This is a genomic window from Streptomyces sp. MA5143a (assembly GCF_900290235.1).
Taxonomy (GTDB): domain Bacteria; phylum Actinomycetota; class Actinomycetes; order Streptomycetales; family Streptomycetaceae; genus Streptomyces.
Window position 1 is genome coordinate 177857 of record NZ_OLMK01000050.1, and the last position, 22999, is coordinate 200855.

General features: G+C 72.8%; 21 protein-coding genes and 1 tRNA gene. 7 read left to right on the forward strand and 15 right to left on the reverse strand.

Annotated features, from left to right (window positions below; translation table 11 throughout):
- Positions 1 to 59: 59 nt before the first annotated feature.
- Positions 60 to 830, reverse strand: a complete 771-nt coding sequence (locus tag SMA5143A_RS23405) for an ABC transporter ATP-binding protein (RefSeq protein WP_055521304.1) — start codon at positions 828 to 830, stop codon at positions 60 to 62.
- Positions 831 to 1391: 561 nt separating this feature from the next.
- Between SMA5143A_RS23405 and SMA5143A_RS23415 the strand changes: the two genes are divergently transcribed.
- A tRNA-Leu gene (locus SMA5143A_RS23415) sits at positions 1392 to 1474 on the forward strand.
- Between the two features lie 161 nt (positions 1475 to 1635).
- On the opposite strand, the gene SMA5143A_RS23420 is transcribed toward SMA5143A_RS23415, so the two are convergent.
- The 14 genes from SMA5143A_RS23420 to SMA5143A_RS23485 all read right to left on the reverse strand — a co-directional run bounded on the left by SMA5143A_RS23420 (position 1636) and on the right by SMA5143A_RS23485 (position 16168).
- Positions 1636 to 2331, reverse strand: coding sequence for a DsbA family oxidoreductase (locus SMA5143A_RS23420; RefSeq protein WP_107464811.1), 696 nt, complete (start codon positions 2329 to 2331; stop codon positions 1636 to 1638).
- A 17-nt stretch (positions 2332 to 2348) separates the two neighbouring features.
- Positions 2349 to 2819, reverse strand: a complete 471-nt coding sequence (locus SMA5143A_RS23425) for a flavin reductase family protein (protein ID WP_240496865.1) — start codon at positions 2817 to 2819, stop codon at positions 2349 to 2351.
- 130 nt (positions 2820 to 2949) lie between these two features.
- Positions 2950 to 4368 (reverse strand): dihydroorotase, encoded by a 1419-nt coding sequence (locus SMA5143A_RS23430; protein ID WP_107464812.1) that lies wholly within the window; start codon positions 4366 to 4368, stop codon positions 2950 to 2952.
- Positions 4369 to 4429: 61 nt separating this feature from the next.
- Positions 4430 to 5596 (reverse strand): acyl-CoA dehydrogenase family protein, encoded by a 1167-nt coding sequence (locus tag SMA5143A_RS23435; protein ID WP_107464813.1) that lies wholly within the window; start codon positions 5594 to 5596, stop codon positions 4430 to 4432.
- Positions 5575 to 6624, reverse strand: coding sequence for a PrpF domain-containing protein (locus tag SMA5143A_RS23440; protein WP_107464814.1), 1050 nt, complete (start codon positions 6622 to 6624; stop codon positions 5575 to 5577). The genes SMA5143A_RS23435 and SMA5143A_RS23440 overlap by 22 nt, the downstream gene beginning before the upstream one ends.
- A complete protein-coding gene (gene asnB / locus SMA5143A_RS23445; RefSeq protein ID WP_107464815.1) occupies positions 6621 to 8435 on the reverse strand; it encodes an asparagine synthase (glutamine-hydrolyzing) in 1815 nt (604 codons plus the stop codon). The genes SMA5143A_RS23440 and asnB overlap by 4 nt, the downstream gene beginning before the upstream one ends.
- Positions 8436 to 8444: 9 nt before the next feature.
- Positions 8445 to 9239: a cupin domain-containing protein gene (locus SMA5143A_RS23450; RefSeq protein ID WP_107464816.1), complete on the reverse strand. Its 795-nt coding sequence runs from the start codon at positions 9237 to 9239 to the stop codon at positions 8445 to 8447.
- Positions 9175 to 10122, reverse strand: a complete 948-nt coding sequence (locus SMA5143A_RS23455) for an EamA family transporter (protein WP_107464817.1) — start codon at positions 10120 to 10122, stop codon at positions 9175 to 9177. Before SMA5143A_RS23455 ends, SMA5143A_RS23450 begins: the two co-directional genes overlap by 65 nt.
- A gap of 235 nt (positions 10123 to 10357) precedes the next feature.
- Entirely contained in the window at positions 10358 to 10621 is a 264-nt protein-coding gene (locus tag SMA5143A_RS23460; protein WP_055521569.1) for an acyl carrier protein, read from the reverse strand.
- A gap of 76 nt (positions 10622 to 10697) precedes the next feature.
- On the reverse strand, positions 10698 to 11960 hold the full coding sequence (locus SMA5143A_RS23465) for a ketosynthase chain-length factor (RefSeq protein ID WP_107464818.1): 1263 nt from the start codon (positions 11958 to 11960) through the stop codon (positions 10698 to 10700).
- On the reverse strand, positions 11957 to 13228 hold the full coding sequence (locus SMA5143A_RS23470; protein ID WP_107464819.1) for a beta-ketoacyl-[acyl-carrier-protein] synthase family protein: 1272 nt from the start codon (positions 13226 to 13228) through the stop codon (positions 11957 to 11959). Before SMA5143A_RS23470 ends, SMA5143A_RS23465 begins: the two co-directional genes overlap by 4 nt.
- A gap of 11 nt (positions 13229 to 13239) precedes the next feature.
- Positions 13240 to 14028: a thioesterase II family protein gene (locus tag SMA5143A_RS23475; protein ID WP_107464820.1), complete on the reverse strand. Its 789-nt coding sequence runs from the start codon at positions 14026 to 14028 to the stop codon at positions 13240 to 13242.
- Positions 14025 to 15014: a dTDP-glucose 4,6-dehydratase gene (rfbB, locus tag SMA5143A_RS23480; protein WP_107464821.1), complete on the reverse strand. Its 990-nt coding sequence runs from the start codon at positions 15012 to 15014 to the stop codon at positions 14025 to 14027. Before rfbB ends, SMA5143A_RS23475 begins: the two co-directional genes overlap by 4 nt.
- Positions 15011 to 16168, reverse strand: coding sequence for a DegT/DnrJ/EryC1/StrS family aminotransferase (locus SMA5143A_RS23485; RefSeq protein ID WP_107464822.1), 1158 nt, complete (start codon positions 16166 to 16168; stop codon positions 15011 to 15013). Before SMA5143A_RS23485 ends, rfbB begins: the two co-directional genes overlap by 4 nt.
- 185 nt (positions 16169 to 16353) lie before the next feature.
- On the opposite strand from SMA5143A_RS23485, the gene SMA5143A_RS23490 reads away from it, so the two are divergent.
- The 6 genes from SMA5143A_RS23490 to SMA5143A_RS23515 all read left to right on the forward strand — a co-directional run bounded on the left by SMA5143A_RS23490 (position 16354) and on the right by SMA5143A_RS23515 (position 22939).
- Entirely contained in the window at positions 16354 to 17139 is a 786-nt protein-coding gene (locus SMA5143A_RS23490; RefSeq protein ID WP_107464823.1) for a 3-oxoacyl-ACP reductase, read from the forward strand.
- 26 nt (positions 17140 to 17165) lie between these two features.
- Positions 17166 to 18116 (forward strand): aromatase/cyclase, encoded by a 951-nt coding sequence (locus tag SMA5143A_RS23495; RefSeq protein WP_107464824.1) that lies wholly within the window; start codon positions 17166 to 17168, stop codon positions 18114 to 18116.
- Positions 18113 to 18973 (forward strand): oxidoreductase, encoded by an 861-nt coding sequence (locus SMA5143A_RS23500; RefSeq protein WP_107464825.1) that lies wholly within the window; start codon positions 18113 to 18115, stop codon positions 18971 to 18973. Before SMA5143A_RS23495 ends, SMA5143A_RS23500 begins: the two co-directional genes overlap by 4 nt.
- Before the next feature lie 368 nt (positions 18974 to 19341).
- Positions 19342 to 19983, forward strand: coding sequence for a hypothetical protein (locus SMA5143A_RS23505; protein ID WP_146193933.1), 642 nt, complete (start codon positions 19342 to 19344; stop codon positions 19981 to 19983).
- Positions 19977 to 21416 carry a multicopper oxidase family protein gene (locus tag SMA5143A_RS23510; RefSeq protein WP_107464827.1) on the forward strand — a complete coding sequence of 480 codons (1440 nt, stop codon included), beginning with the start codon at positions 19977 to 19979 and terminating at the stop codon, positions 21414 to 21416. Before SMA5143A_RS23505 ends, SMA5143A_RS23510 begins: the two co-directional genes overlap by 7 nt.
- Before the next feature lie 68 nt (positions 21417 to 21484).
- Positions 21485 to 22939 (forward strand): MDR family MFS transporter, encoded by a 1455-nt coding sequence (locus SMA5143A_RS23515; protein ID WP_107464828.1) that lies wholly within the window; start codon positions 21485 to 21487, stop codon positions 22937 to 22939.
- The last annotated feature ends 60 nt before the right edge of the window (positions 22940 to 22999 follow it).

Below are 22999 nucleotides of genomic sequence, written 5' to 3' on the forward strand. Positions count from 1 at the left end.
CGGGCGCTGCCGCGCGCCGAGACGGGACGAACGCCGCCGGTCGCGGCGTCGGACACGGCCTAGCTGGTGCGGCCCTTGGCGTCGAACCGCTTCATGCGGTCCAGGACGGAGTCCGCCGTCGGCTCGTACAGCTCGTCCACGATCCGTCCGTCGGCGAGGAAGATCACCCGGTCCGCGTAGGCCGCCGCCACCGGGTCGTGCGTCACCATCACCACGGTCTGCCCCAGCTCCCGAACGGAGTTGCGCAGGAAGCCCAGGACCTCGGCGCCCGAGCGGGAGTCGAGGTTTCCGGTGGGCTCGTCGCCGAAGATGATGTCCGGCCGGGAGGCGAGGGCCCGCGCCACCGCGACGCGCTGCTGCTGCCCGCCGGAGAGCTGGGAGGGCCGGTGGCTCAGCCGGTCGGCGAGACCGATCATCCCGATCACGGTGTCCAGCCACTGCTTGTCCGGCTTGCGGCCCGCGATGTCCATCGGGAGGGTGATGTTCTCCAGCGCGGTCAGCGTCGGCAGCAGGTTGAACGCCTGGAAGATGAAGCCGATCTTGTCCCTGCGGAGCTTGGTGAGCTGCTTGTCCTTCAGGGAGCCCAGCTCGGTGTCGCCGATGCGCACGGATCCTGCGGAGAAGCTGTCCAGGCCCGCCACGCAGTGCATCAGCGTGGACTTGCCGGAACCGGAGGGGCCCATGATCGCGGTGAACTGGGCCTGCCGGAAGTCGACGGTCACCCGGTCCAGGGCGACGACCCGGGTCTCGCCCTGTCCGTAGACCTTCGACAGTTCCGTGGCACGGGCGGCCACGGCGGTGGCCCGGTCGGCGAGGGGAGTGGTGGTCACGGGTGGGAACTCCTGTCGGGGCTACGGCGTTCGGACGGTTCGGGGGATGGGTGTGCGCGGGTGGTCGGGGTGGTGTCCGGCGTTTCCGGCGCTGTCTCCATCGTCGCGAGGCCGGGCCGCCGTGTAGTCACCCGCTGTTCCGGTTCCGGGGGCAGACTTCTGACGGACGCCGGGGCGCGCCGTCATACCTGGGTATGACGGCGGACCCTGACGCGGGGATGACGGCGGATGTCGAGGCCCGTACGGCAGCGGCCCCCGAGGGTGTAGGACGGCGGCCGGGGCGGGGCCCGGGGAGCGGCGGTATTCGGACTGTTTGGCCTACACGAGTCAGTCGTCAGCGTGCAGACCGTCGGGAGGCCGCTCGTTCGGGCGGTGAAATTCCGTCATTCCGCATACGCCGGGTCGCACCGTCCGAAAGGCTATTGGCAAGTGCGGATGGCGTGTTCCATGGGCTGATGCACCCTCAGACGTCAATAAAATAAGACAACATCGGTCCGCTGTTCCGCTGTTCGGGGGAAGCCTCCCGATAGGCTCGGGACCGCAGCGCGGAGCCCATGGCCTGCCCGGATGGTGGAATGCAGACACGGCGAGCTTAAACCTCGCTGCCCCTCGCGGGCGTACCGGTTCAAGTCCGGTTCCGGGCACCTTCCCTCACAGGGCGTGAGTGCGTGAGAACCCGTTGTCGACCGCAACGGCGCGCTGCTGGTGTGCTGTGAAGGCTGCCGCGGCCCCCGGAACGGAGCGTTCCGGGGGCCGCGGCGCATCTCGGCGGGGGCAGGGTTCGGCAGCCGGCGCCGTGATGGTGTCAGTCCGGCAGGGAGGCCGCCGGGGTCCGGTCGGCGAGGGCGCGGACCAGGGACGTCCAGAACGCCGGGGTGTACTCCGTGATCAGCGGCCGGGGCGTGCCCTTCGGCCAGGTGAAGGCGATGCCGGGGTTGTGCAGGTCGGTGCCGTCGGGGAGGAAGAAGTGCGGGCTGCCCCGCACCTCCGGCGCCTTCGACTCCTCCCACTGGTCGAAGAGGACCCCCCGGCACGTGCCGCGGCGCAGCGCCCCGTCGAGATGGGCGGTGTCGACCAGGGGGCAGCCCTCGGCGACCGCGAGGATCTCGGAGTGGACGCTGACACAGCGGGACTCGGCGTAGAAGGCGTGGCGCAGGGCCGCGTCGAGCTGGTCGGAGGCGGCCAGGCCCGCCTCCGGGGTGCCGGGCTGGGTCTTGGCCGCCTGGACCGCCTCCATGGCGGGCAGCATGGTCACCGGGTAGCCGGACTCCGGGCCCTGCCAGTCCGTCCACCCGAGAGCGGGTTCCCGCTCCGCCACGGCGGCGACCTCGGGGTCGAGGATCCACTTGGGCGTGGGCCGGGAGTTGAACAGCTCCAGGGGGAACGCCCGGTGGTCGACGGCGAGCGCGACGCCCTCCTCGGCGGCCGCCCGCCGCAGGTTGAACAGCCCCAGCGAGGCCCAGGGGCAGCCGATGTCGGAGTACACGGTCACGGTGTTCATCGCAGGGCGTTCCGTCCTCAGCGGGCCGCGGCCAGGGCGGGGCTGGCCGTCTCCGGGCGGGTGAAGGTGCGGTTGTGGTAGACGAGCGGCTCCTGGTCGCCGACGTACACGGCCTCGACCCGGCCCACGAGAATACTGTGGTCGCCGCCGTCGAGCACCGCGTGCGCGGTGCAGGCCAGCCGGGCCGTGGCGCCGGGCAGACCGGGCAGGTCCAACTCGCAGGGCACCATGTCACCGGTGGTGAACTTGTCGTGGCCGGAGCGGGCGAAGTGCCGCGCGATCGCGGCCTGTTCGGCCGACAGGATATTGATCATGAAGCGTTCGGCGGCCACGAACGTGTCGTGCGAGCCGGCCGACTTGGCGGGGCAGACCAGCACCAGCGGCGGGTCCAGCGAGAGCGAGCTGAACGAGCTCGCGGTGAAACCCCAGCGCCGGCCGCTGCCGTCCGTGGTGGTCACGATCGTGACGGGGCTGGGTACTTGGGCCATGGCGCGGGTGAAATCCGATGGGGCGACGGCGGACATCGGTCCTCCAGGGGCCGGGAAGCGGATGGGGGCGGGAAGCGGATGGGGGCGGTGGGGAGGGGCCGACGGCCCCTCCCCCTGCGGTCCGGGCGGATCAGGCGCTGGTCTCGCGCTGCGCGGTGAACCCGCCGGGTACCGCCGGTTCGGCGTCGAGCCAGATACCGGACGCCGTGCCGAAGCGCGGCCGCTCCGGGTCCCGACCGTCCCAGATGGTCTCGCCGCGGCGGACGGTGACGTCGGGGCGGCCGGTGAAGGTCCAGCCCTCGTACGCCGACCAGCCGACCTTGGCGTAGGTGTGCTTCGCGGCCATGATCCAGGTGACGTCCGGGTCGAACAGCGTGAAGTCGGCGTCGAGACCGACCGCGATCCGGCCCTTGCGGCCACCCAGCCCGAACAGGTCGGCCGGCCCCTCGGCGGTGAGCCGGGCGACGTGCCGCATGGCCTCGTCGGTGGACATGCCGGGGTAGCGGCGCCGCATCCCCGTGTACAGGGCGATGATCAGCTCCTGCACACCGGGCAGCCCCGGCGGGGCGTCCGCGACGGCCAGCAGCTTCTCCTCGACGGTGTGCGGGGCGTGGTCGCTGCCGAGGCTGGCGACGCTGCCCTCCATCACCGCGTCCCACAGCCGCCCCTTGTCCTTCTCGCACCGGATCGCGGGACGCAGCCGGATCCGGGCGCCCAGGCGTTGCGTGTCGGGCGCGGAGAAGGACAGGTGGTGCGTGGTCACCTCGTAGGTGATCGGCAGGCCCGCCTTCGCGGCGGCCTTCAGCAGGTCCGACTCCTCGGAGGAGGAGACGTGCAGGATGTGCGCGGCGGTGCCGTGCTTGCGCACCAGTTCGATGACACGGGACGAGGCGACGATGCCGCCCGTGCGCGGGTGCGCCGACTCGTACGCGTCGTAGCCGGTCGGCGGCGCCTGGGTCTCGTCCAGCAGCGAGAAGACGCTGTCGTCCTCCGCGTGCAGGACCAGCCGGATCCCGCGCTCGGCGGCGACCTGGAAGATCCGGTCGAGGACGACCGGGTCGCGGATGATGTTGGGCGCGGTGTGATGGCCGGTCATGAAGACCTTCACCGAGGTCGCCTGGCGGGGCTGGAGACGGCGGAGGTTCTCCACGCTGTCGACGGTGACGCCCATGTGGAAGCGGAAGTCGACCAGGGAGTCACCGGAGACGGTGGACGCCTTCTCCGCGGCCAGCTCCGGCTCGATCAGCGGCGGCTGGGTGTTGGGCATGTCGATGACGGTGGTGACACCGCCCGCGGCCGCCGCCCGGCTGCCGTGCGCCCAGTCCTCCTTGTGGGTGAGGCCCGGCGTACGGAAGTGGACGTGCGGGTCGATGCCGCCGGGCAGCAGATAGCGGCCGCCGGCGTCGAGGGTCTCCTTGGCGGGCGGCTGTTCGCCGTCCGCGAGGATCGCCGATATTCGCTCACCGGAGACGGCGAGGCCTCCGGACGTGACCCCGTCAGGGGTGACTACGCGCGCGTTGGTGACGACGAGGTCGTAGGACTGCGTCACAGGTCCTCCGGATCGATGGATGAACGGGACGGTGGATGAGGTGGTGCCGCGACGGCCGCCGTCAGGCGGCGGTCCACGGGGCGCTGACCAGTTCCCGGGCCAGGTCGTTCGTCGGGCCCATCAGACCGACCGCGCGGGCGTCGCGGGCCAGCTTGTTCAGCGGGTGGTCGTGCAGATAGCCGGCGCTCCCCAGGAGCCGCAGCGCCTCCTGCACGACCTCCTCCGAGATCCGGGAGCCGAGGATCTTGCTGTAGAGGGTGGTGTTGCCCGGTTCCGCCGAGTCCCGGCGGGCCGACGCGTCGACCAGGGCACGCGCGGCCTCCACCTTCGCGGCGAGGTCCACCAGCCGGTGGCGCACCGCCTGCTGGTCCGCGAGACCCCGGCGCTGCGCGTGGGCGAACGCCGTCCGGTACGCGGCGGCGGCGATCCCCGCCGAGACCGCGCCCAGCGTGGCACCGGACTCCCGCACCCCGGCGATGATCCGGACCGCCGCGCCCACCGGGCCGAGCACCGCCGAGTCGTCGGCCTCACAGGCCGTCAGCTCGACGAAACCGGTCGCGGAGGAGCGCATGCCGACCAGGTCCATGCCGGTGTTGGCGAACAGGCCCGGGTTGCCCGCCTCGATGAGGAAGAACGTCTGGCCGTCGCTGCCGTAGGTGCTGGCGACGCCGTCGGTCGGCGCCGACGTCTGCGCGAGCACCAGGTACACGTCGGCCAGGCCCGCCCCCGTGGTGAACGCCTTGGCACCCTCCAGCAGCCAGCCGCCGCCCTCGGTGCGCCGCGCCTTGGTGGCGAGGTTGCGCTTGTCGGCGCCCGAACCGGACTCGCTCCACGCGGAGGCGGCGATCCACTCGCCGCTCGCCAGCCGGGGCAGGTAGCGCTCGCGCTGGGCCTCGCTGCCCCACTCGCTGATCCGGGAGCTGACCGCGTAGTGCTGGAACAGGATGATCGCGACCGACGGGTCCGCGGCGGCCGTCAGCTCGATCAGCCGGTTGGTGAGCAGGGAGTCGCCGCCCTGGCCGCCGTACTCGACCGCGACGGCCGCGCCGAGGATCCCCGAGGCGCGCAGGGCGGCGAAGACCTCCTGCGGGAGTTCGGCGGCCGCGTCCGCGCTCCCCGCGTGCCGGTGCAGGACCTCGGTGAGGCCCGCGTACCGCTCGGCGAGTTCGGCGCGGGTCGCGGCCCCGGTGCCCGCCTGAGTGAGGGTCAGACCGCCAGCGGGAGCCATGCCGTTTCCTCCTTGTAGTCGTAGTTCTTGAGCGAGGCGATGCACGCCGGCTCATCCAGCTGGGCGAGTTTGCGGCTGACGCTGACCCAGTGCAGGGTGTCGGCGCCGTCGCCCCGCCCCGCCACCGACGCCGCGGCGGCGGTGCTGCCGCCCGGGGTGTCGATCTCGATGACACCGCGCGCCAGTCCGGCCCGGCGGGCCAGCCGCTCGGGGACGGTGCCGGGGATGCTGGACGCCGCGGCCAGGCAGGTGGTGCCGGTCAGCGCGATGCTGGGGTGCCACTTGGGCACGGAGATGGCCCGCACGGCGAGCCGGCCCTCCGTGTACTGGCCGACGGCCGCGATCTTCGGGAAGACCCCGTCGGTGGGCCACTTGAGCAGCTCGCAGGCGGCCCGGCGGATCTCCAGCATCCGCTCGTACATGTCGTCGCCCGCCCCGAACAGCTCCTCCACGCTGTTCAGGCCCAGCTCCTCGGCGTCCACGAACACATACGGGTTGCCCATGGAGACCAGGGACGCCTCCTGCACGCCCGTCCCGGTGATCAGCTGGTCCACCGGGCCCCCCGTGAGCAGCAGCTCGTCGAGGCGGGCCCCCGCGTCCTGGAGGAAGTGCACGGTGAAGCTGCCGCTGCGGCGGCGCGCCTCGTCCACCTCGCACACCACGTGGTCGCCGTTGTTGATGACCCGGACCCGGACCCGGCCGCCGGGGGCGAGCCGGGGCAGCCACGCCTGGCCGTCGGCGGCGACCACCGAGGCGAGGATGGAGTGCCCACAGCTGCCCTTGAAGTCGAACCGGTCGACGCCGCCGGTCAGCCCCTGCACGAACCGGTAGTCCAGGTCGAACATGGGGTGCGCGGACGGCTCGACGAGCGCGAACTTCAGGATGTCGCCGCGGCCGTTGGCCTCCAGCCACTCCCGGATCCGGGTGAGCACCGGCGTGAGCCGCTCCTCGTCCCTCGGCAGCTGGCGGTGGTCCAGCACCAGGGTGGGGGTCGGGGCCCCCACCGCCCGGGCGATGTAGCCGATCACACCGTCACCCCCGGGACGCCCCCGGCGACCGTGCCGGCGGGCGAGCAGAACTGGTCCAGCCACAGCTCGTGGACCATCAGCGACCAGATGGCCAGCGAGGCACGGTCGTTGGGGGACTGGGCCTGGACGCGGAACAGCTCCTCGACCTTGCGCGGGTCCAGCTTGCCGCCGCGGCGCAGCCGGTCCTCGGCCAGCAGGTCGCGGGCGTGGTCGAACAGCGCCTGGCCGGGCTGGAGCATGGCCGTGATGGGCAGGGTGAACGGCTGCTTCGGACGGTTCAGGACCGACTCCGGCAGCAGACCGTCGGCGGCCGCGTAGAGGACCTTCTTGCGGCGGGTGCCGTCGATCTTGAGGTCGGCCTTGAGGGAGCGGGCGTAGCGCACGACGCTCGGCTGGCAGAACGGCAGCCGCACCTCCACCGAGGCCGACATGGACAGGTGGTCGACGCGGCGCAGGTGGTAGGCGGGCAGCCGCTCGCCGATCTCGAACTCGGTGAGCGTGGTCATCCGGTCGGCGGTGGAGGCGCGCAGCCGCTCGGTGATCACCTCGGCGGCGGTGCCGTTGGCCGTGACGAAGCCGAGGTAGTCCGAGGAGTACAGGCTCTCCCGGAGGCTCCTCGGGACGGCGGCGAGGGCCTCCACGTAGTCCGGCACCCAGTCCGTGCCGAAGGGGGCGTCCATGGCCTTCTTCAGCCGGTCGTAGCCGCCGAACAGCTCGTCGGCCGCGTCACCGGTGATGGCCACCTTGAAGCCGGCCTCGCGGACGGCGTCGAACAGGGCGTACGTGGACAGGGTGATGGGGTCGGCGTTGGGCTGCCCGAGGTGCCAGACGACGTCGGCCAGCAGCGACGGGAACGTCGCCGGGTCGATCTCCACCTGGTGGTGGGTCGTGCCGGCCCGCTCGGCGACCTCCCGGGCGAACGCCCGCTCGTCGGACGGCCAGGTGCCGGTGTACGCGATGTTGAAGGAGTGCAGGTCGCGCACCTTCTCCGCGGCCAGCACGGTGACAAGGCTGGAGTCCAGGCCGCCGCTGGTGATCGCGGAGACGGGGACGTCGGCCTCGGTGAGCCGGTGCACCTCGGTGCGCAGCAGCTGCCGCACGTGCGCGGCGGCCTCCGCCTCGGCGCAGTGCGGGGCGCGGGTACCGGCGGTGGAGCGGATGGTGACGTGCATGCCGCCGGCGCGGGTGACCCGGACGGTCGCGGCGGGCGGGAGCACCTTGACGCCCTCGAACATGGTCTGCTCGCCGAACGGGGTCTTCGTCGCCAGGTAGGCGTCGAGGCCGGCCTCCGCGGGGGTGGCCCCCACGTTGCGGAAGGACAGCAGGGCGGGCAGCTCGGACGCGAAGTACAGGTGCCGCCGGGCCGCGTCCCAGTGGTAGTACAGCGGCTTCATGCCGACCTCGTCGGTGGCGAGGTAGAGCGTCGGCTCACCGCGCAGGTCGACGACGGCCACCGAGTACATGCCGTCGAGGTACTCCGGGAAGGCCGCCCCGTACTCGGCGTACAGGGCCGGGATGACCGAGCCGTCGCAGGTGTCCCGGAAGGTGTGGCCGCGGGCGGAGAGCTTCTGCCGCAGCTCGTCGTGGTTGTAGATCTCGCCGTTGAAGACGACGACGATGTCCTCGCCCAGGGTGTACGGCTGGTCGCCCCCGTCGAGATCCATGATCGCGAGCCGGTTGTTGCCCAGCGCCCAGCCCGCGCCGTACGCGTGGGTCTGCGCGTCGGGGCCGCCGTGCCGCTGGGCCGCCGCCACCGACCGCAGCTCGTGCGGGGTGGCCAGGGCGTCGAAGTGGCCGAATATTCTGCACATGTCTGAAGATCACCGGACCTTTGTCGAGACACCGGCGCGCTGGTAGAGCACCGGATCGAACGGAGTGGGGCCACCGCACGTGGCGAAGCGGGGAGCGGCGGGGTCTTCGTCGGGGTGCCGGGTGCCGTGCGGCACACCGGGGGGCGCGTAGAGCACGTCGCCGGGCTCGGCGTCGTACCACTGGCCGTCGAGGTGGAGCTGGCCCTTGCCCTCGAAGGCGATGAACGCCTCCTCGCTCTCGGGGTGGACGTGGACGTTGAAGTACTCGCCGGGCTGCATGAAGCCGCAGTGGAGGCACAGCTGCGGGGAGCCGGTGCCCGGCCAGAAGAGGAAGTTCATGGTGGCCGTCCGGGCGGAGGACTCCGCCTGACCGGTGCCGGTGAAGCCCTTCAGCTGGGTCTCCTCGTTCCACAGCCGGGAGAAGCGGCGGGGCTCGGTGCCAGGGGCGCGGTCCGGGCGCAGCGTGGTGTTCCAGACGTAGGCCGTGAGGTCCATGCCGGCGTCGGCGCTCAGCTCGTACAGGTCGCCGGTCGGCGTGTACACCGTGTCGGCGCGGTTGACGCGCCTGCGGGCGGCGCCGGAGGCGGCGGAGCCGGAGCCCGCGAAGACGACCACGACGTTCTCCTCGTGCGCCGAGGACTGCGGCCGCCACACGGCACCGCTGGGCACCCGGACCACGTCGAGCCGCACGATCCGCGCCCCGAGGTGCGGACCGACCGCTGTCGCGACCCGGCAGCCCTCAAGCTGACGGAACTCCAGTTCGCCGGACTTGATCACGGCGCCCTGGACGGTTGCGGTGCTCATGGCTTTCCTTTCGCTGGGGTCGTGCGGGACGGAGGGAGGGGAGCTGGGCGAGGACGATCCCGGCCAGGACGGCGGCGGCCCCGGCGAGCTGCGGCGGGGTGAAGCCCTGACCGAGCACCACCAGGCCGAGCAGCGCGGCGACGACCGGGCTGAGCAGGCCCAGCAGGGACACGGCCACGGCGGGCAGCCGCTCCACACCGCGGAACCACACGGTGTAGGCGAACACCGCGCCCACCAGGCACAGATAGCCGTAGGCCGTTAGATTCACGGTCGTGACCCGCTGGGGGAGCCCCTCGAACAGCAGGGTGAGCGGCAGCAGGAACAGTCCGCCCAGGGCGAGTTGCCAGCCGGTGAAGGCCACCAGACCGGCCGGGCGGCCCCACCGCTTGGTGAGCACGATGCCGAGGGCCATGCAGCCGGCGCAGCCCAGCGCGGCGGCCACCCCGACGGGGTCGAGGGCGGTGGCGGAGGCGCCCACCAGCAGCGCCACGCCCGCCGTGCCGAGCAGACAGGCCGCCAGGTCCCGGCCGCGGGCCCGCTCGCCGAGCAGCGGGACGGCGAGACCGAGGACGAGCATCGGCTGGAGGGAGCCGATCAGTGCGGCGATGCCGCCTGGCAGGCGGTACGCCGCCACGAACAGCAGCGCGAAGAACGCGCCGATGTTGAGTACGCCGAGCACGGCGGCCCGCCCGATCCAGGCGCCCCTCGGCAGGCTGCGCGTGACCAGGACCAGCAGCAGCCCGGACGGCAGGGCGCGGACCGTGGCGGCGAGCAACGGGCGGTTCTCCGGCAGGAACTCGGTGGTGACGAGGTACGTGCTGCCCCACACCATGGGCGCGAGCGCCGCCGTCACGGCGTCCGTCGCACGGGGTCTCACGGGCATCTGGCCCCTCCTCTCATCAGGGGTGGGTCTGTGCCGAGCCTCTCCGGTTGTGGTCCCGTGTCCGTCCCGGTGTGATTCCTTCCGGTTCCCGTTGATAGTTCAAGGGATCTGCTGGTTCGTGGTGAAAACGCACGTCGGGCCCGTGCCCGGCGCTCGGCCGGGACACGGGCCCGAAAAGGGGTGCGGAAGGGGTGCGGAAGGGGAAGGTACGGCTGCCTCGGGGGCCGCCCGTGGCTCAGGCGGCGGCCTTGACGGAGATGGCCTCGTTGACCAGCTCCAGGTACTGGCGGGGCGTCTCGGCGTCCGTGACGGCGTCCTCGTCCAGGGTCACGTCGTAGTCGCGTTCGATGCGGCCCGTGGTCTGCAGGACGGCCAGCGAGTCGTAGCCGAGGACCTCGAACGGGACGTCCAGCACATCGCCGTCGAGGTTCACCGCCTCGGCCTCACCGGCGCACTCGCGCAGCAGGTCGGTCAGCTCGGTGATGGTCAGTGCGGGCATGGGGATTCCTCTCAATCGCTTGCGGTTGCGGGGGCTTTCGAAGGACAACAGGGAGTGACGTGTGTGGGGGGGCGGGTCAGTCGGCGGCGCGGACCACCATCGCCGCGTTGAAGCCGCCCCGGCCGCGCGCCAGCACCAGCGCGGTGCGCAGGGCGGCGGGGCGGGCCGCACCGGTCACGAGGTCCACGGGGCAGTCGGCGGCGGGCTCCGTCACGTTGACGGTCGGCGGGATCACCTGGTCCCGCAGTGCCAGCAGCGCCGCCGCCAGGTCCAGCGAGGCACCGCCCGCCGCCAGCCGCCCCGTCATGGTCTTCGGCGCGGTCACCGGCACACCCCGCGGGCCGAACAGCGCGGCGAGCGCGTCCGCCTCGGCCCGGTCGGCGTCCCGGCGGCCCGCCGCGTCCGCGAACACCACGTCCACGTCGGCGGCGGCCAGCCCCGCGTCGGCCAGGGCCAGTTCGGCGGCCGCGTCCAGCCGCGGGGCGCCCTTGCCGCGCGGCGGGTCGAAGGTCGCCGCGTACCCGGCGACCGTGCCGTACCCGCGCACGCCGCGCGCGCGGGCCGCGGCCGCGTCCTCCAGGACCAGCAGCGCGCCGCCCTCACCGGCGACATGGCCGGAGGCGTCGGCGGAGAACGGCAGATACGCGCGGGCCGCGTCCTCGACGGTGCTCAGCTCACCGCCGGCCAGGTGCGCCGCCCACCCCCATGGGCACAGCGAGGAGTCCACGCCGCCGGTGAGCAGCACCGGAACGCCCTTGCGCAGCTGCCTGCGGGCCTGCGCGACGGCGTCGAGGCCGCCGGCCTGCTCGGTGACCAGCACCCCGCTGGGCCCGCGCAGCCCGTGCCGGATGGAGATCTGGCCGGTGTTGACGGCGTAGAACCAGGCGAACGACTGGTAGGCGCTGACATGGTGGCCGCCCTTGCTCCACAGCGCCTGAAGCTCCCGCTGGCCGAACTCGAAGCCGCCCGCCGAGGCGGCGGTGACGACCCCCGCGGAGAAGTCGGGCAGCTTGGAGGCGTCGATACCGGCGTCGGAGAGGGCCTCCGCTGCGGCGGCGAGGGCCAGCCGCGTCATGTGGTCGGTCTGCGGGAGCAGCCGGCTGGAGACGTGCTCCGCCGGGTCGAAGCCGGGCACCTCACCGGCGAGCTTCGCCGGGTACCGGCCGGCGTCGAAGCGGGTGACGGGCCGGATGCCGCTCTCGCCGCGCAGGGTCGCGGCCCACCAGGCCTCGGTGCCCAGGCCGTTGGGCGCGGTCACACCGAGGCCGGTGACCAGGGGCGTGGCCGGGGAGGGGCCGTCCGTGGCGGCGGCGGAGCGGTCGAGGGTCTGGGTGGTCATGCGGCCTCTCCCGTGCGCGGGCGGGTCAGGATCATCGCGCTCTGGAAGCCGCCGAAGCCGCTGCCCACGCTGAGCACCGTGTCGGTGCGCTGCTCGCGGGCGGTCAGCGGGGTGTAGTCCAGGTCGCAGGCGGGGTCGGGGGTGTGCAGGTTGGCGGTGGGCGGCACGGTGTTGTGCTCGATCGCCAGCGCGCTGGCGGCGACCTCCAGGGAGCCGATGGCGCCCAGGGAGTGCCCGACCATCGACTTGATGGAGCTGACCGGCACCTCGTAGGCGTGGCTGCCGAGGCTGCGCTTGAACGCCGCCGTCTCGTGGCGGTCGTTCTGCTTGGTGCCGGAGCCGTGCGCGTTGATGTAGTCGACGGCCGTGGGGTCGAGGCGGGCCTCGTCGAGGGCCACCCGGATCGCCTCGGCCATCTCGGTGCCGTCCTTCGTCAGGCCGGTCATGTGGTACGCGTTGCAGCGGGTGGCGAAGCCCGCGATCTCGGCGTAGACGTGCGCGCCGCGCCGACGGGCGGCCTCGAAATCCTCCAGGATCAGCACCGCCGACCCCTCGCCGAGCACGAAGCCGTTGCGGGAGGCGTCGAACGGGCGGGAGGCGGTCTCCGGCTCGTCGTTGCGGGGGGAGGTCGCCTTGATGGCGTCGAAGCAGGCCACCGTGATCGGGGAGATCGGCGCCTCCGTGGCACCGGCCACCATCACGTCGGCGCTGCCCTCACGGATCAGCTCGACGGCGTGCCCGAGGGAGTCCAGGCCCGAGGTGCAGCCGGTGGAGACCATGGAGACGGGGCCCTGCGCGCCGGTCCGCCAGGCGACCTCGGCCGCCATGGAACTGGGCACGAAGTAGTCGAACAGGTGCGGTACGGCGAGGGTGTGGTCGACCTGCCAGGTGGAGCCGCCCCGGCTGACGGTGTTGTACTCGCGGTCCAGGCCCATCGTGCAGCCGACGGCGCTGCCGAGCGTCACCCCTGTGCGGAGCGGGTCGAGGCTCTCGGGGTCGAGGCCGCTGTCGCGCAGGGCCTCGTCGGCGCTGACGAGGGCGAACTGGGCCGCCCGGTCGAGGCGTTCGGCCTCCTCGGGGGTGAAGCCGTGCAGCAGCGGGTCGAAGTCGGCCTCGGCGGCGATCCGGGACCGGAACGACGACGCGTCGAACAGGGTGATGCCGCGGGTCGCGGTCCGTCCGGCGGTCAGCAGCGACCAGAACTCCTTCGTGCCCACGCCGCCCGGGGCGACCACCCCGATACCGGTGATGACGACACGTCGGTTCATCTGTCGTCGGTTCATTTGGTGTCCTTCACGGGAGAGTCCTCCAGCTGGGGTGCGGTCCAGGCGGTCGGGTGGGTACGGGCGGCCCCGGCGGACTCCGGCGTCCCGGCCCGGCGCTGCACGACCCGGCACGCCCGGTCCAGCAGCCGGGGCAGCGCCGGCCCGCGCAGGAAGAAGTGGTCGCCCGGGAGGGTGCGTTCGACGAACGGGCCGGTGGTCCAGTCCCGCCAGCCGGCCATCACCTCCCGCCCGGCGAGCGGGTCGAGGTCGCCGGAGACGGCGAGCAGCGGCACCGAGAGGGGGCCGTCGGCGGCCTCCCGCAGGGACTGCGCGAGCCGCAGGTCGTCGCGGATCACCTTCAGCGCGGAGCGCTGCCACACCCCGCCGCGCGGGGTGTCGGGCGGTACGGCGCCCGCCTCCCGCAGCGTCTCCATCAACTGGCAGTCCGGCAGGTCGGCGGCCTGGACGAGCCGCACCCGGGCGTCCGGCGGCGGGCAGGCGCCCACGACCACCAGAGCGGGGGCCGGGCGTCCGGCCTGCTCCAGGGCGCGGGCCACCGAGTAGGCGATCATGCCGCCGAGGCTGTGCCCGTACAGGACGTAGGGGGAGCTGGGCACGGGCTTGTGGTGGCGCAGCAGGTCGGCGAAGAGGGCGCGGCGGCCGGTGACGCGGGTCTCGCGGCGGCGGGCGTCCCGGCCGGGCAGGAGCACCGGCACGGCCTCCACCTTCGGGCCGAACCGCTCGGGCCAGCGGGCGAACGCGGAGGTGCCGGCGCCGGCGTGCGGGAAGCAGTACAGCCTCATGCCGCACCGCCCTGGGACACGGCGTCGGCCTGCGGCTTCCACCAGTCGGGGCGGTCCCGGTACCAGGCGACGACCTCGCGCAGCCCCTCGTCGAGGGTGCGGCGGGGCGCGTAGCCGAGTTCGGCGCGGATCTTGCGGTCGTCGATGGCGTACCGCAGGTCGTGGCCCTTGCGGTCCTCGACGTACGCGACGGACGAGAGGTCCGCGCCGCACAGGTCGAGCAGCCGCTCGGTCATCTCCCGGTTGGTCAGGGCGGTGGCCCCGCCGATGTTGTAGATCTCGCCTGCCCGTCCGCCGGTGAGGACCAGCTGGACGGCCCGGCAGTGGTCGTCGACGTGCAGCCACTCGCGGACGTTGGAGCCGTCGCCGTACAGGGGGACGGTCATGCCGCGCAGCAGCCGGGTCACGAAGTTCGGGATGAGCTTCTCGACGTGCTGGTGGGTGCCGTAGTTGTTGGTGCAGCGGGTGACGCGGACGTCGAGGCCGTGGGTGCGGTGGTAGGAGCGGGCCAGCAGGTCGGCGGCGGCCTTCGACGCCGAGTACGGCGAGTTCGGCAGCAGCGGCTCCTCCTCGGTCCACGCGCCGCTGTCGATCGAGCCGTACACCTCGTCGGTGGACACCTGCACCACCGGTCCGACGCCGAGCCGCAGACAGGCGTCCAGCAGGCTCTGGGTGCCGAGCACATTGGTGGTGACGAAGGCGGCGGCGCCGGCCACCGACCGGTCGACGTGCGACTCGGCGGCGAAGTGCACCACCGCGTCGTGCCCCGGCAGCAGATGGTCCAGCAGCTCGGTGTTGAGGATGTCGCCGCGCACGAAGTCCAGCCGGGGGTGGTCCATCGGCAGGTTGGCGGTGTTCCCGGCGTAGGACAGCTTGTCGAGGACGGTGACGCGGGCGTCCTCGAAGCCCTCGTAGCCGCCGGCCAGCAGGGTGCGCACGTAGTGGGAGCCGATGAAGCCGGCGCCGCCGGTGACGAGGATCCTCATGCCGTCACCTCCGCGGTGCGCCCCGCGACGGACTTGCGCAGCGCCGCGACCACGGTGAGCACGTCGGCGTCGGACAGGCCCGGGTGCAGCGGCAGGCACAGGGTGCGGTCGGCCGCCCAGTCGGAGCCCGGCAGGCCGGGCTCGGGCGCGCCGTGCGCGTACGCCGGCACCTTGTGCAGCGGCGCGTAGCGGAAGGTGGTGTAGATGTCGGCGGCCAGCAGGTCGCCCGCCACGGCGTCCCGGATCCTCGGGTCCATCTGCACCCAGTAGAAGTAGTACGTCGACTCGTGGCCCTCCGGCAGCGGCGGCGGCAACAACAGCCCCTCGGCGTCGGCGAGTTCACGGACGTACAGGGCGACGATCTCCCGGCGGCGGCCGACCAGCTCGGGCAGCCGGCGCAGCTGCACGGCGCCGATGGCCGCGGTCATGTCGTTGCCGATGACCCGCCGGCCCGGCTCGGGGACGTCGAGCTCCCACCAGCGGGCCGACACCTTGGCGTAGCCGAAGCCGCTGGGCTGGACCAGCCCGTGGTAGGCCAGGCGCCGCACCCGGGCGGCCCGTTCGGCGTCCTTGGCGTAGATCATGCCGCCGTCGCCGGTGATGAGGACCTTCATGGCGTCGAAGCTCCACATGGCGAGGTCGCCGAAGGTACCCACGGCCCTGCCGTCCACCCGGGAGGCCACCGAGCAGGCGGCGTCCTCGACCAGGGTGATGCCCCGCTGGCGGCACAGCTCCGCGATCCGCGCGACCTCGCCCGGGTAGCCGCCGTAGTGCAGCACGACCACCGCGCGGGTGCGGTCGGTCAGGGCGCGTTCGACGTCCTCGGCGGTGGGGTTGAGGGTGCGGGCGTCGACGTCGCAGAAGACCGGTGTCGCCCCGGTGGTCAGGATCGCGTTGGCCGCCGCGACGAAGCTGAGCGAGGGCAGCACGACCTCGTCGCCCCGCTCCAGGTCCAGCGACTCCAGCGCCAGGAACAGTCCGGCCGTACCGGAGTTGAGGAAGACGACGTGCTCGGCGTCCACTCCGAGGTGCGCGGCGAAGGCCGCCTCGAAGGCCTTGGTGCGGGGGCCGTGCCCGAGCCACCTGTCCTCGAACACATCGGCGATCGCGTTCAGTTCCTCAGCGCCCACCTGGGGCTGGAAGAGATTGATCATAGCCGCCTCTCAGGTCCTCGTGTCGGGGCCGACTCTGATCGGATCCGCTCGACACGGGATCGAGCCGTGATGGTCGGCGCGGTGGCGGACGGGCCGTCGCCGGAGGTCCCGAGAGGTGTTCGAGCGCCGCTCCAGCACCGGGCGCGAACCTCCTGCCGCCAGGACCGGACTATCCAGGAGAGCTCATGTCGGAACAGGAGCGACGGGTCGCCGTCGTCACGGGTGCGACCAGCGGTATCGGCCTCGCGGTGACCCGGCTGCTGGCGCAGCGGGGCCACCGGGTGTTCCTCTGCGCGCGCGGCGAGGACGCCGTGCGCGCCACGGTCAAGGAACTCGGCGAGGAGGGCCTGGAAGTGGACGGCGTCGCCTGCGACGTGCGCTCCGCCGACGACGTCAAGGCGTTCGTGCGGGCCGCGGTGGACCGTTTCGGCACCGTCGACGTGCTGGTGAACAACGCCGGCCGCAGCGGGGGCGGGGTGACCGCCGACCTCACCGACGACCTGTGGCTCGACGTCATCGACACCAACCTCAACAGTGTCTTCCGGATGACCCGTGAGGTCCTCACCACCGGCGGCATGCGCCACAAGGACCGCGGCCGGATCATCAACATCGCCTCCACCGCCGGCAAGCAGGGCGTCGTGCTCGGCGCCCCCTACTCGGCGTCCAAGCACGGCGTCGTCGGCTTCACCAAGGCCCTCGGCAACGAGCTCGCCCCGACCGGCATCACCGTCAACGCCGTGTGCCCCGGCTACGTCGAGACACCCATGGCGCAGCGGGTGCGGCAGGGCTACGCCGACGCGTACGACACCACCGAGGACAAGATCCTGGAGAAGTTCCAGGCCAAGATCCCGCTCGGCCGCTACTCCACCCCCGAGGAGGTCGCCGGCCTCGTCGGCTACCTGGCCTCCGACACCGCCGCCTCCATCACCTCGCAGGCCCTGAACGTCTGCGGCGGCCTCGGCAACTTCTGACCGGCCCGACGAAAAGGGAGAAGGACATGACGACCCGTGAGGTCGAGCACGAGATCACCGTCGCCGCCCCGGCCGCCGAGCTGTACCGGCTGATCGCCGAGGTGGAGAACTGGCCCCGGATCTTCCCGCCGTCCATCTACGTCGACCACGTCGAGAAGGGCGAGCGCGAGGAGCGCATCCGGATCTGGGCCACCGCCAACGGCGAGCCGAAGAACTGGACGTCGCGCCGCGTCCTGCACCCCGAGGAGCTGCGCATCGAGTTCCGCCAGGAGGTCCCCGCCCCGCCGGTGGCCGCGATGGGCGGCACCTGGATCATCGAACCGCTCGGTGACGCCGAGTCCCGGGTGCGGCTCCTGCACGACTACTCCGCGATCGACGACGACCCCGAGCGGCTCGCCTGGATCGACGCGGCCGTGGACCGCAACAGCCGCGCCGAGCTGGCCTCCCTGAAGACCAACGCCGAACTCGCCGTGCGGGCCGTCGGACTGACCCTCTCCTTCGAGGACAGCGTCCGCGTCGAAGGCTCCGCGAAGGACGTCTACGACTTCATCAACGAGGCCGACCGCTGGCGCGAGCGCCTCCCGCACGTCGCCGAGGTCTCCCTGCGCGAGGACACCCCGGGCCTTCAGGTGCTGCGCATGGACACCCTCACCAAGGACGGCTCCAAGCACACCACCGAGTCGATCCGCGTCTGCTTCCCGCACCACCGCATCGCCTACAAGCAGACCACCCTGCCCGCGCTGATGACCCTGCACACCGGCTACTGGCAGCTCGACGAGGACGAGGACGGCGTCACCACCGCCACCTCCCAGCACACCGTCGTCCTCAACGCCGACAACATCACCAAGATCCTCGGCGCGGACGCCGGGGTGCCCGAGGCCCGCGAGTTCATCCGGGGCGCCCTCGGCTCCAACAGCCGCGCCACGCTGGGCCACGCCAAGGAGTACGCCGAGAAGCGCAGGGCGGCCGCGCGATGAGCGGGCACTCACCGCGCACCTGGCTGGTCACCGGCGCCTCCCGCGGGCTCGGCCGGGCCATCACCGAGGTCGTGCTGGAGGCGGGCGACAGGGTCGTCGCCACCGCCCGCAAGCCCGAGTCCCTAGACGACCTGGTCGAGCGGTACGGCGACCGGGTCGTCCCGCTCGCCCTCGACGTCACCGACCGCGCCGCCGTCCTCGCCACCGTCGCCGAGGCCGTCGAGCGGGTGGGCCGGATCGACGTCCTGCTCAACAACGCGGGCTACGGACTCGCCGGGGGCGTCGAGGAGGTCGGCGAACAGCAGGTCCGGGACCAGTTCGACGTCAACTTCTTCGGCGCGCTGTGGGTCACCCAGGCGGTGCTGCCGGTGATGCGCCGTCAGCGGGCGGGCCACATCCTCCAGATGTCCAGCATCGCCGGCCTCACGACCTACCCCAACCTCGGCATGTACTGCGCCGGCAAGTGGGCCCTGGAGGCCATGAGCGAGACCCTGGCGCTGGAGGTCGCGGGCTTCGGCATCCGCGTCACGATCGTCGAGCCCGGCGAGTTCCGCACCGAGTGGAGCGCCGGCAGCATGGTCCGCGCCACGCCCATGCCCGAGTACGACGAGGTGCTCGCGGGACGGCGGCACGGGCTGTCCGGGGCGTACGCCCACCTCCAGCCCGGCGACCCGCGCAAGGCGGGCGAGGCCCTGCTGAAGCTGCTCGACGCGGAGCGGCCGCCGCTCAGGATCCTGCTCGGCAACAGCGCCGCCGACCTCGCGCCCCGCGTGCTGCGCGAACGCCTCGCGGAGTGGGAGGAGTGGGACGCGCTGGCCCGCACAACGGATCACGACGCGACGGACGCCCGACCGTGAGCCCGACCGCGCGCCCGGCGACGGAGCGGCCCCCGGGCCCGGCCGCCGACCCGCCCCCGACCGCTTTCGGCACGCCGGCCGGTCCCGGCGCGGCAGCGAGGCCGGCTTCCCCCGGCACGCCGAGCGTTCCGCCCGCCGGGGCACGGCCCGCCTCCCCGGGGACGCCGGGCGGCCTGCCCGGTGCGCCGGGCGCCTCGGGGGAAGGGGTCCCGGGGTGCCCTGCCTCGGGGCCGGCCGCTCGTGCCGCGGCCCGTTCCGGCGGGTCGGGCGAGCCGGGCGCTGGGGCGCGGTCCGCCTTCCCGGGCGCATCGGTTGTTCCGCCGGCCGGTGCGCGGTCGGTCTCCTCGGGGACGCCGGGCGGCCCTGGGGTGGCGGATCTGTCCGGTGCTGCCTTGGGCGTGGCGGTGCGGGCCGGCGGGCCGGGGCGGGCCGCTCGTGGGGTCGCTCTGCGGGTCCGGCGGGTCGCCTGGCGCGCGGTCCTGTCCCTGCGTCCGCTCGCGCTGGGCGTCTGCGCCTCCGCGCAGGCCGCCGCCGTCGCCTGGAGCGCGTACGAGCGGACGCGTCCGCCCGCCCCGCAGCCCGGCGACCACGCCTGGTGGCACGGCGGCGGTCCGTCCGCCGCCGGGCACACCGCGCACGCCGGCGGGGACGCGAGCGGGCCCGTGCTGTACCTCGCGCTCGCCACCGCCGCCCTGTACCTGCTGCTGCCCCTGTTCGCCCTCGCCGCGCACACCGTGCGGCACCTGGGCGGCGGCGCGTGGACCTTCGCCGTCGTGGGCGGCGTGGTGAGCGCGGCCATCGCCGTGCCCGTGACCGCGCTGGCGATCGCCCTGACCCCCGGCGCGCCCGCCGAGTCGTGGGCCGCTGCGGGCGACCACGCCCTGACCGCGCTGCGCATCTGCGCCCCGGCCGGTCTGCTGCTCGCCGTCGCCGTCGGGGTGCCGTCGGGCGCACGGCACCGCGCGGACCGTCCGCCGAGACTCGTGGAGAAGAGAACCCGATCATGCTGAACCGACGCCATCTGCTCAAGGCCGCCGTCGTGGGCGGTGCCGCCGCGCTGTTCCCCTGGGAGGGACTGAGCGGCAGCGGGTCCGCCGCCGCGGCCGGCGACCTCGCGGAGACGGTGCCCTTCGCGCACGCCCTGCCGGTGCCGAAGACCCTCGCCCCGCTCACCCGCGGCGCCACCACCGACGTCTACGAGATGCGGATGCGGGAGGCCGACGTCGAGATCGTCAAGGGGCTGACCTCCCGGGTCCGTACCTTCGACGGCACGTTCCCCGGCCCCACCATCAAGGCGTGCCACGGGCGCGCGGTGGAGGTGCGCCAGTACAACGACCTGACCGTGAACGCCGCCGTCCACCTGCACGGCGGTGAGGTCCTCTCCGAGCACGACGGCCTGCCGATGGACGTCATCGCGCCCGGCGGCAACCGGACGTACCACTACCCGAACAAGCAGCGGGCGGCCTCCCTCTGGTACCACGACCACGCCCACCACCTGGAGGCCGAGAACGTCTACAAGGGCCTGCACGGGCTCTACCTGATCAGCGACGCCGAGGAGAAGAAGCTGCCGCTGCCCCGCGGCGCCCACGACGTCCCGCTGGTCATCCGGGACGCCCGCGTGGAGACCGACGGCACCCTGCGCTACACCCGCCCCTCCGACTGCCCGCACATGCTGGTCAACGGCAAGGAGCGGCCGTACTTCAAGGTCGCGGCCCGCAAGTACCGGCTGCGCCTCTACAACGCCTGCGCCAACCGCTACATCAGGCTGCGGCTCGCCGACGGCACGCCGTTCACGCAGATCGCCTCGGACGGCGGTCTCCTGGAACGACCGGTTGAGCGCGACGAGTTGCTGATGCTGGGCGGCGAACGCGTCGAGGTCGTCGTGGACTTCTCCCGCTACGTCGTGGGCCAGTCGGTGGTGCTGGAGAACACCGGCGCCCTGCCCACCGAGCGCCCCGAGGTGCTCCGCTTCGACATCGACCGCAGGAGCACCGACAACAGCCAGGTCCCGGCCCGCCTCTCCACACTGCCGCCGGTGCCGCGGGGCACGGTGGAACGGGACTTCGAGCTGCGCACGTTCCCCGCGATGACCATCAACGGCGTCAGCTACGACCCGGACCGGGTCGACGTGGCGACCACCGTCGGCAGCAGCGAGATATGGACGATCCGCAACGTGGAGGCACCGCTCCCGGCGCCCCCGGACTTCCACCTGTACCACAGCTTCCACACGCACCTGACGTACTTCCGGGTCCTCGAACGCAACGGCAGACCGGCCGGCGTCCAGGACTCGGGGCTCAAGGACACCGTGTGCCTCGGCCCCGGTGAGACCGTGAAGATCGCCATGACCTGGGGCCCCTACACCGGCCAGTACCTCTACCACTGCCACCAGCTCGGCCACTCCTCCGGCGGCCAGATGGGACGCATCGACATCAACCCTGCCTGAACACCTCGGTGGCCGGATCTCGAGCCGGATTCGAGGGGGGCGGGATCAGGGGCTCCTAGGTTGCCCTCATGCAGACTTCGCCCCCCGAACGGTTGGACCGCAAGCTCCTCGTCCTCGCGGGCACCCTCCTCATCGGTGCCATCGCGTCCCTCCTGGACTCGACCATCGTCAGTGTCGCCCTGAACGACATCGGTGAGGAACTGGACGCCTCCGAGACCGCGTTGTCCTGGGTCAACACGTCCTATCTGCTGACCCTGGCCCTGGTCACCCCGCTCGTCGGCTGGGCCGTGGACCGCTTCGGCGACAAGCGGATGTGGATGTTCGCCCTCGTGGTGTTCCTGGCCGGCTCGGTGCTGTGCGGGCTCGCCTGGTCCGTGGAGAGCCTGATCGCCTTCCGCGTGGTCAAGGGCATCGGCGGCGGCATGGTGCTGCCGATGGTGCAGGCGATCCTCGCGGAGGCGGCCGGGCCGAAGCGCTTCGGCCGGGTGATGAGCCTCGTCGGCATCCCCGGACAACTCGCCCCCATCATGGGCCCGGTGGCCGGCGGTCTGATCATCGACGCGGCGGGCTGGCGGTGGATCTTCTTCGTCAACGTGCCCGTCATCCTGCTCGCCCTCGCCCTCGCCTGGAAGGTGCTGCCCTCCTCGGGCGAGCGGCGCGGCACCCGAGTCGACCGCGTCGGCATGCTGCTCCTGCCGCCCGGCATGGTCGCCCTCGTCTACGGCTTCTCCCGGGTCCGGGACGTGTCCCAGCTGACCGACCCGTTCACCCTCGGTGTGCTGCTGGCCGGCCTCGCCCTGGTCGCCGGGTTCTGTGTGCACTCCGCGCGGTCCGCGGACCCCCTGCTCGACGTACGGCTGTTCCGCTCCCGGGTGTTCTCCACGTCCTCGGCGCTGATCCTGCTGCACGGCGTGGCCATCTACGGCACCCTCTTCGTGCTGCCGCTGTACTACACGCGGGTGCTTGGCCACGACAGCTCCACCACGGGCTGGCTGCTCGCCCCGCAGGGCCTCGGCATGCTGATCGGCATCTCGCTGGCCGGCGCGCTCACAGACCGGTACGACCCGCGCACCCTCATCCTCGGCAGCACCGTGGTCGCCGCCCTCGGCACCGTCGCCTTCACCCGGCTCGCCGAGCACCCCGGCGACCTGCTGCTCGGCCTGTCCCTGTGCGTGCGGGGCCTCGGCCTCGGCGTCATCGGCGTCGCGGTCATCACCACGGCCTACCGTGACGTGCCCGCCGACCGCATCGCGCGGGGCACCGTACTGATCGCGGTCGGGCAGCGGGTCGGCGCGTCCTTCGGCACGGCCCTCGTCGCCCTGCTGCTGTCCGTCGGCCTCAGCGCCGCGCCCGGCGAGGCGGGGGCGGGGGACGCGGCGGCGTACGGGGACACGTTCTGGTGGGTGCTCGGCCTGGTCGCGCTGATGCTGCTGCCGGCGCTCCTCATGCCGCGCAAGCCGAGGGAGCCGGAGACCGGCGTGGAGCAGGAGGAGGGACAGCCGGCGGAGTCAGGACACCACTGACCACCCGCACGCCCCACGCGGAGACTCCCCCACGCCGCCGACAAGACACCGCCCGTACGC

Bases quoted from the DNA above. Each gene is read 5' to 3' on its own strand.
- SMA5143A_RS23470 (WP_107464819.1), bottom strand. From the start codon at position 13,228: ATGAACCGACGTGTCGTCATCACCGGTATCGGGGTGGTCGCCCCGGGC.
- SMA5143A_RS23455 (WP_107464817.1), bottom strand. From the start codon at position 10,122: ATGCCCGTGAGACCCCGTGCGACGGACGCCGTGACGGCGGCGCTCGCG.
- SMA5143A_RS23425 (WP_240496865.1), bottom strand. From the start codon at position 2,819: ATGGCCCAAGTACCCAGCCCCGTCACGATCGTGACCACCACGGACGGC.
- SMA5143A_RS23490 (WP_107464823.1), top strand. From the start codon at position 16,354: ATGTCGGAACAGGAGCGACGGGTCGCCGTCGTCACGGGTGCGACCAGC.
- SMA5143A_RS23510 (WP_107464827.1), top strand. From the start codon at position 19,977: ATGCTGAACCGACGCCATCTGCTCAAGGCCGCCGTCGTGGGCGGTGCC.
- rfbB (WP_107464821.1), bottom strand. From the start codon at position 15,014: ATGAGGATCCTCGTCACCGGCGGCGCCGGCTTCATCGGCTCCCACTAC.
- SMA5143A_RS23420 (WP_107464811.1), bottom strand. From the start codon at position 2,331: ATGAACACCGTGACCGTGTACTCCGACATCGGCTGCCCCTGGGCCTCG.
- SMA5143A_RS23450 (WP_107464816.1), bottom strand. From the start codon at position 9,239: ATGAGCACCGCAACCGTCCAGGGCGCCGTGATCAAGTCCGGCGAACTG.
- SMA5143A_RS23495 (WP_107464824.1), top strand. From the start codon at position 17,166: ATGACGACCCGTGAGGTCGAGCACGAGATCACCGTCGCCGCCCCGGCC.
- SMA5143A_RS23500 (WP_107464825.1), top strand. From the start codon at position 18,113: ATGAGCGGGCACTCACCGCGCACCTGGCTGGTCACCGGCGCCTCCCGC.
- SMA5143A_RS23515 (WP_107464828.1), top strand. From the start codon at position 21,485: ATGCAGACTTCGCCCCCCGAACGGTTGGACCGCAAGCTCCTCGTCCTC.
- SMA5143A_RS23485 (WP_107464822.1), bottom strand. From the start codon at position 16,168: ATGATCAATCTCTTCCAGCCCCAGGTGGGCGCTGAGGAACTGAACGCG.
- SMA5143A_RS23435 (WP_107464813.1), bottom strand. From the start codon at position 5,596: ATGGCTCCCGCTGGCGGTCTGACCCTCACTCAGGCGGGCACCGGGGCC.
- asnB (WP_107464815.1), bottom strand. From the start codon at position 8,435: ATGTGCAGAATATTCGGCCACTTCGACGCCCTGGCCACCCCGCACGAG.
- SMA5143A_RS23460 (WP_055521569.1), bottom strand. From the start codon at position 10,621: ATGCCCGCACTGACCATCACCGAGCTGACCGACCTGCTGCGCGAGTGC.
- SMA5143A_RS23465 (WP_107464818.1), bottom strand. From the start codon at position 11,960: ATGACCACCCAGACCCTCGACCGCTCCGCCGCCGCCACGGACGGCCCC.
- SMA5143A_RS23475 (WP_107464820.1), bottom strand. From the start codon at position 14,028: ATGAGGCTGTACTGCTTCCCGCACGCCGGCGCCGGCACCTCCGCGTTC.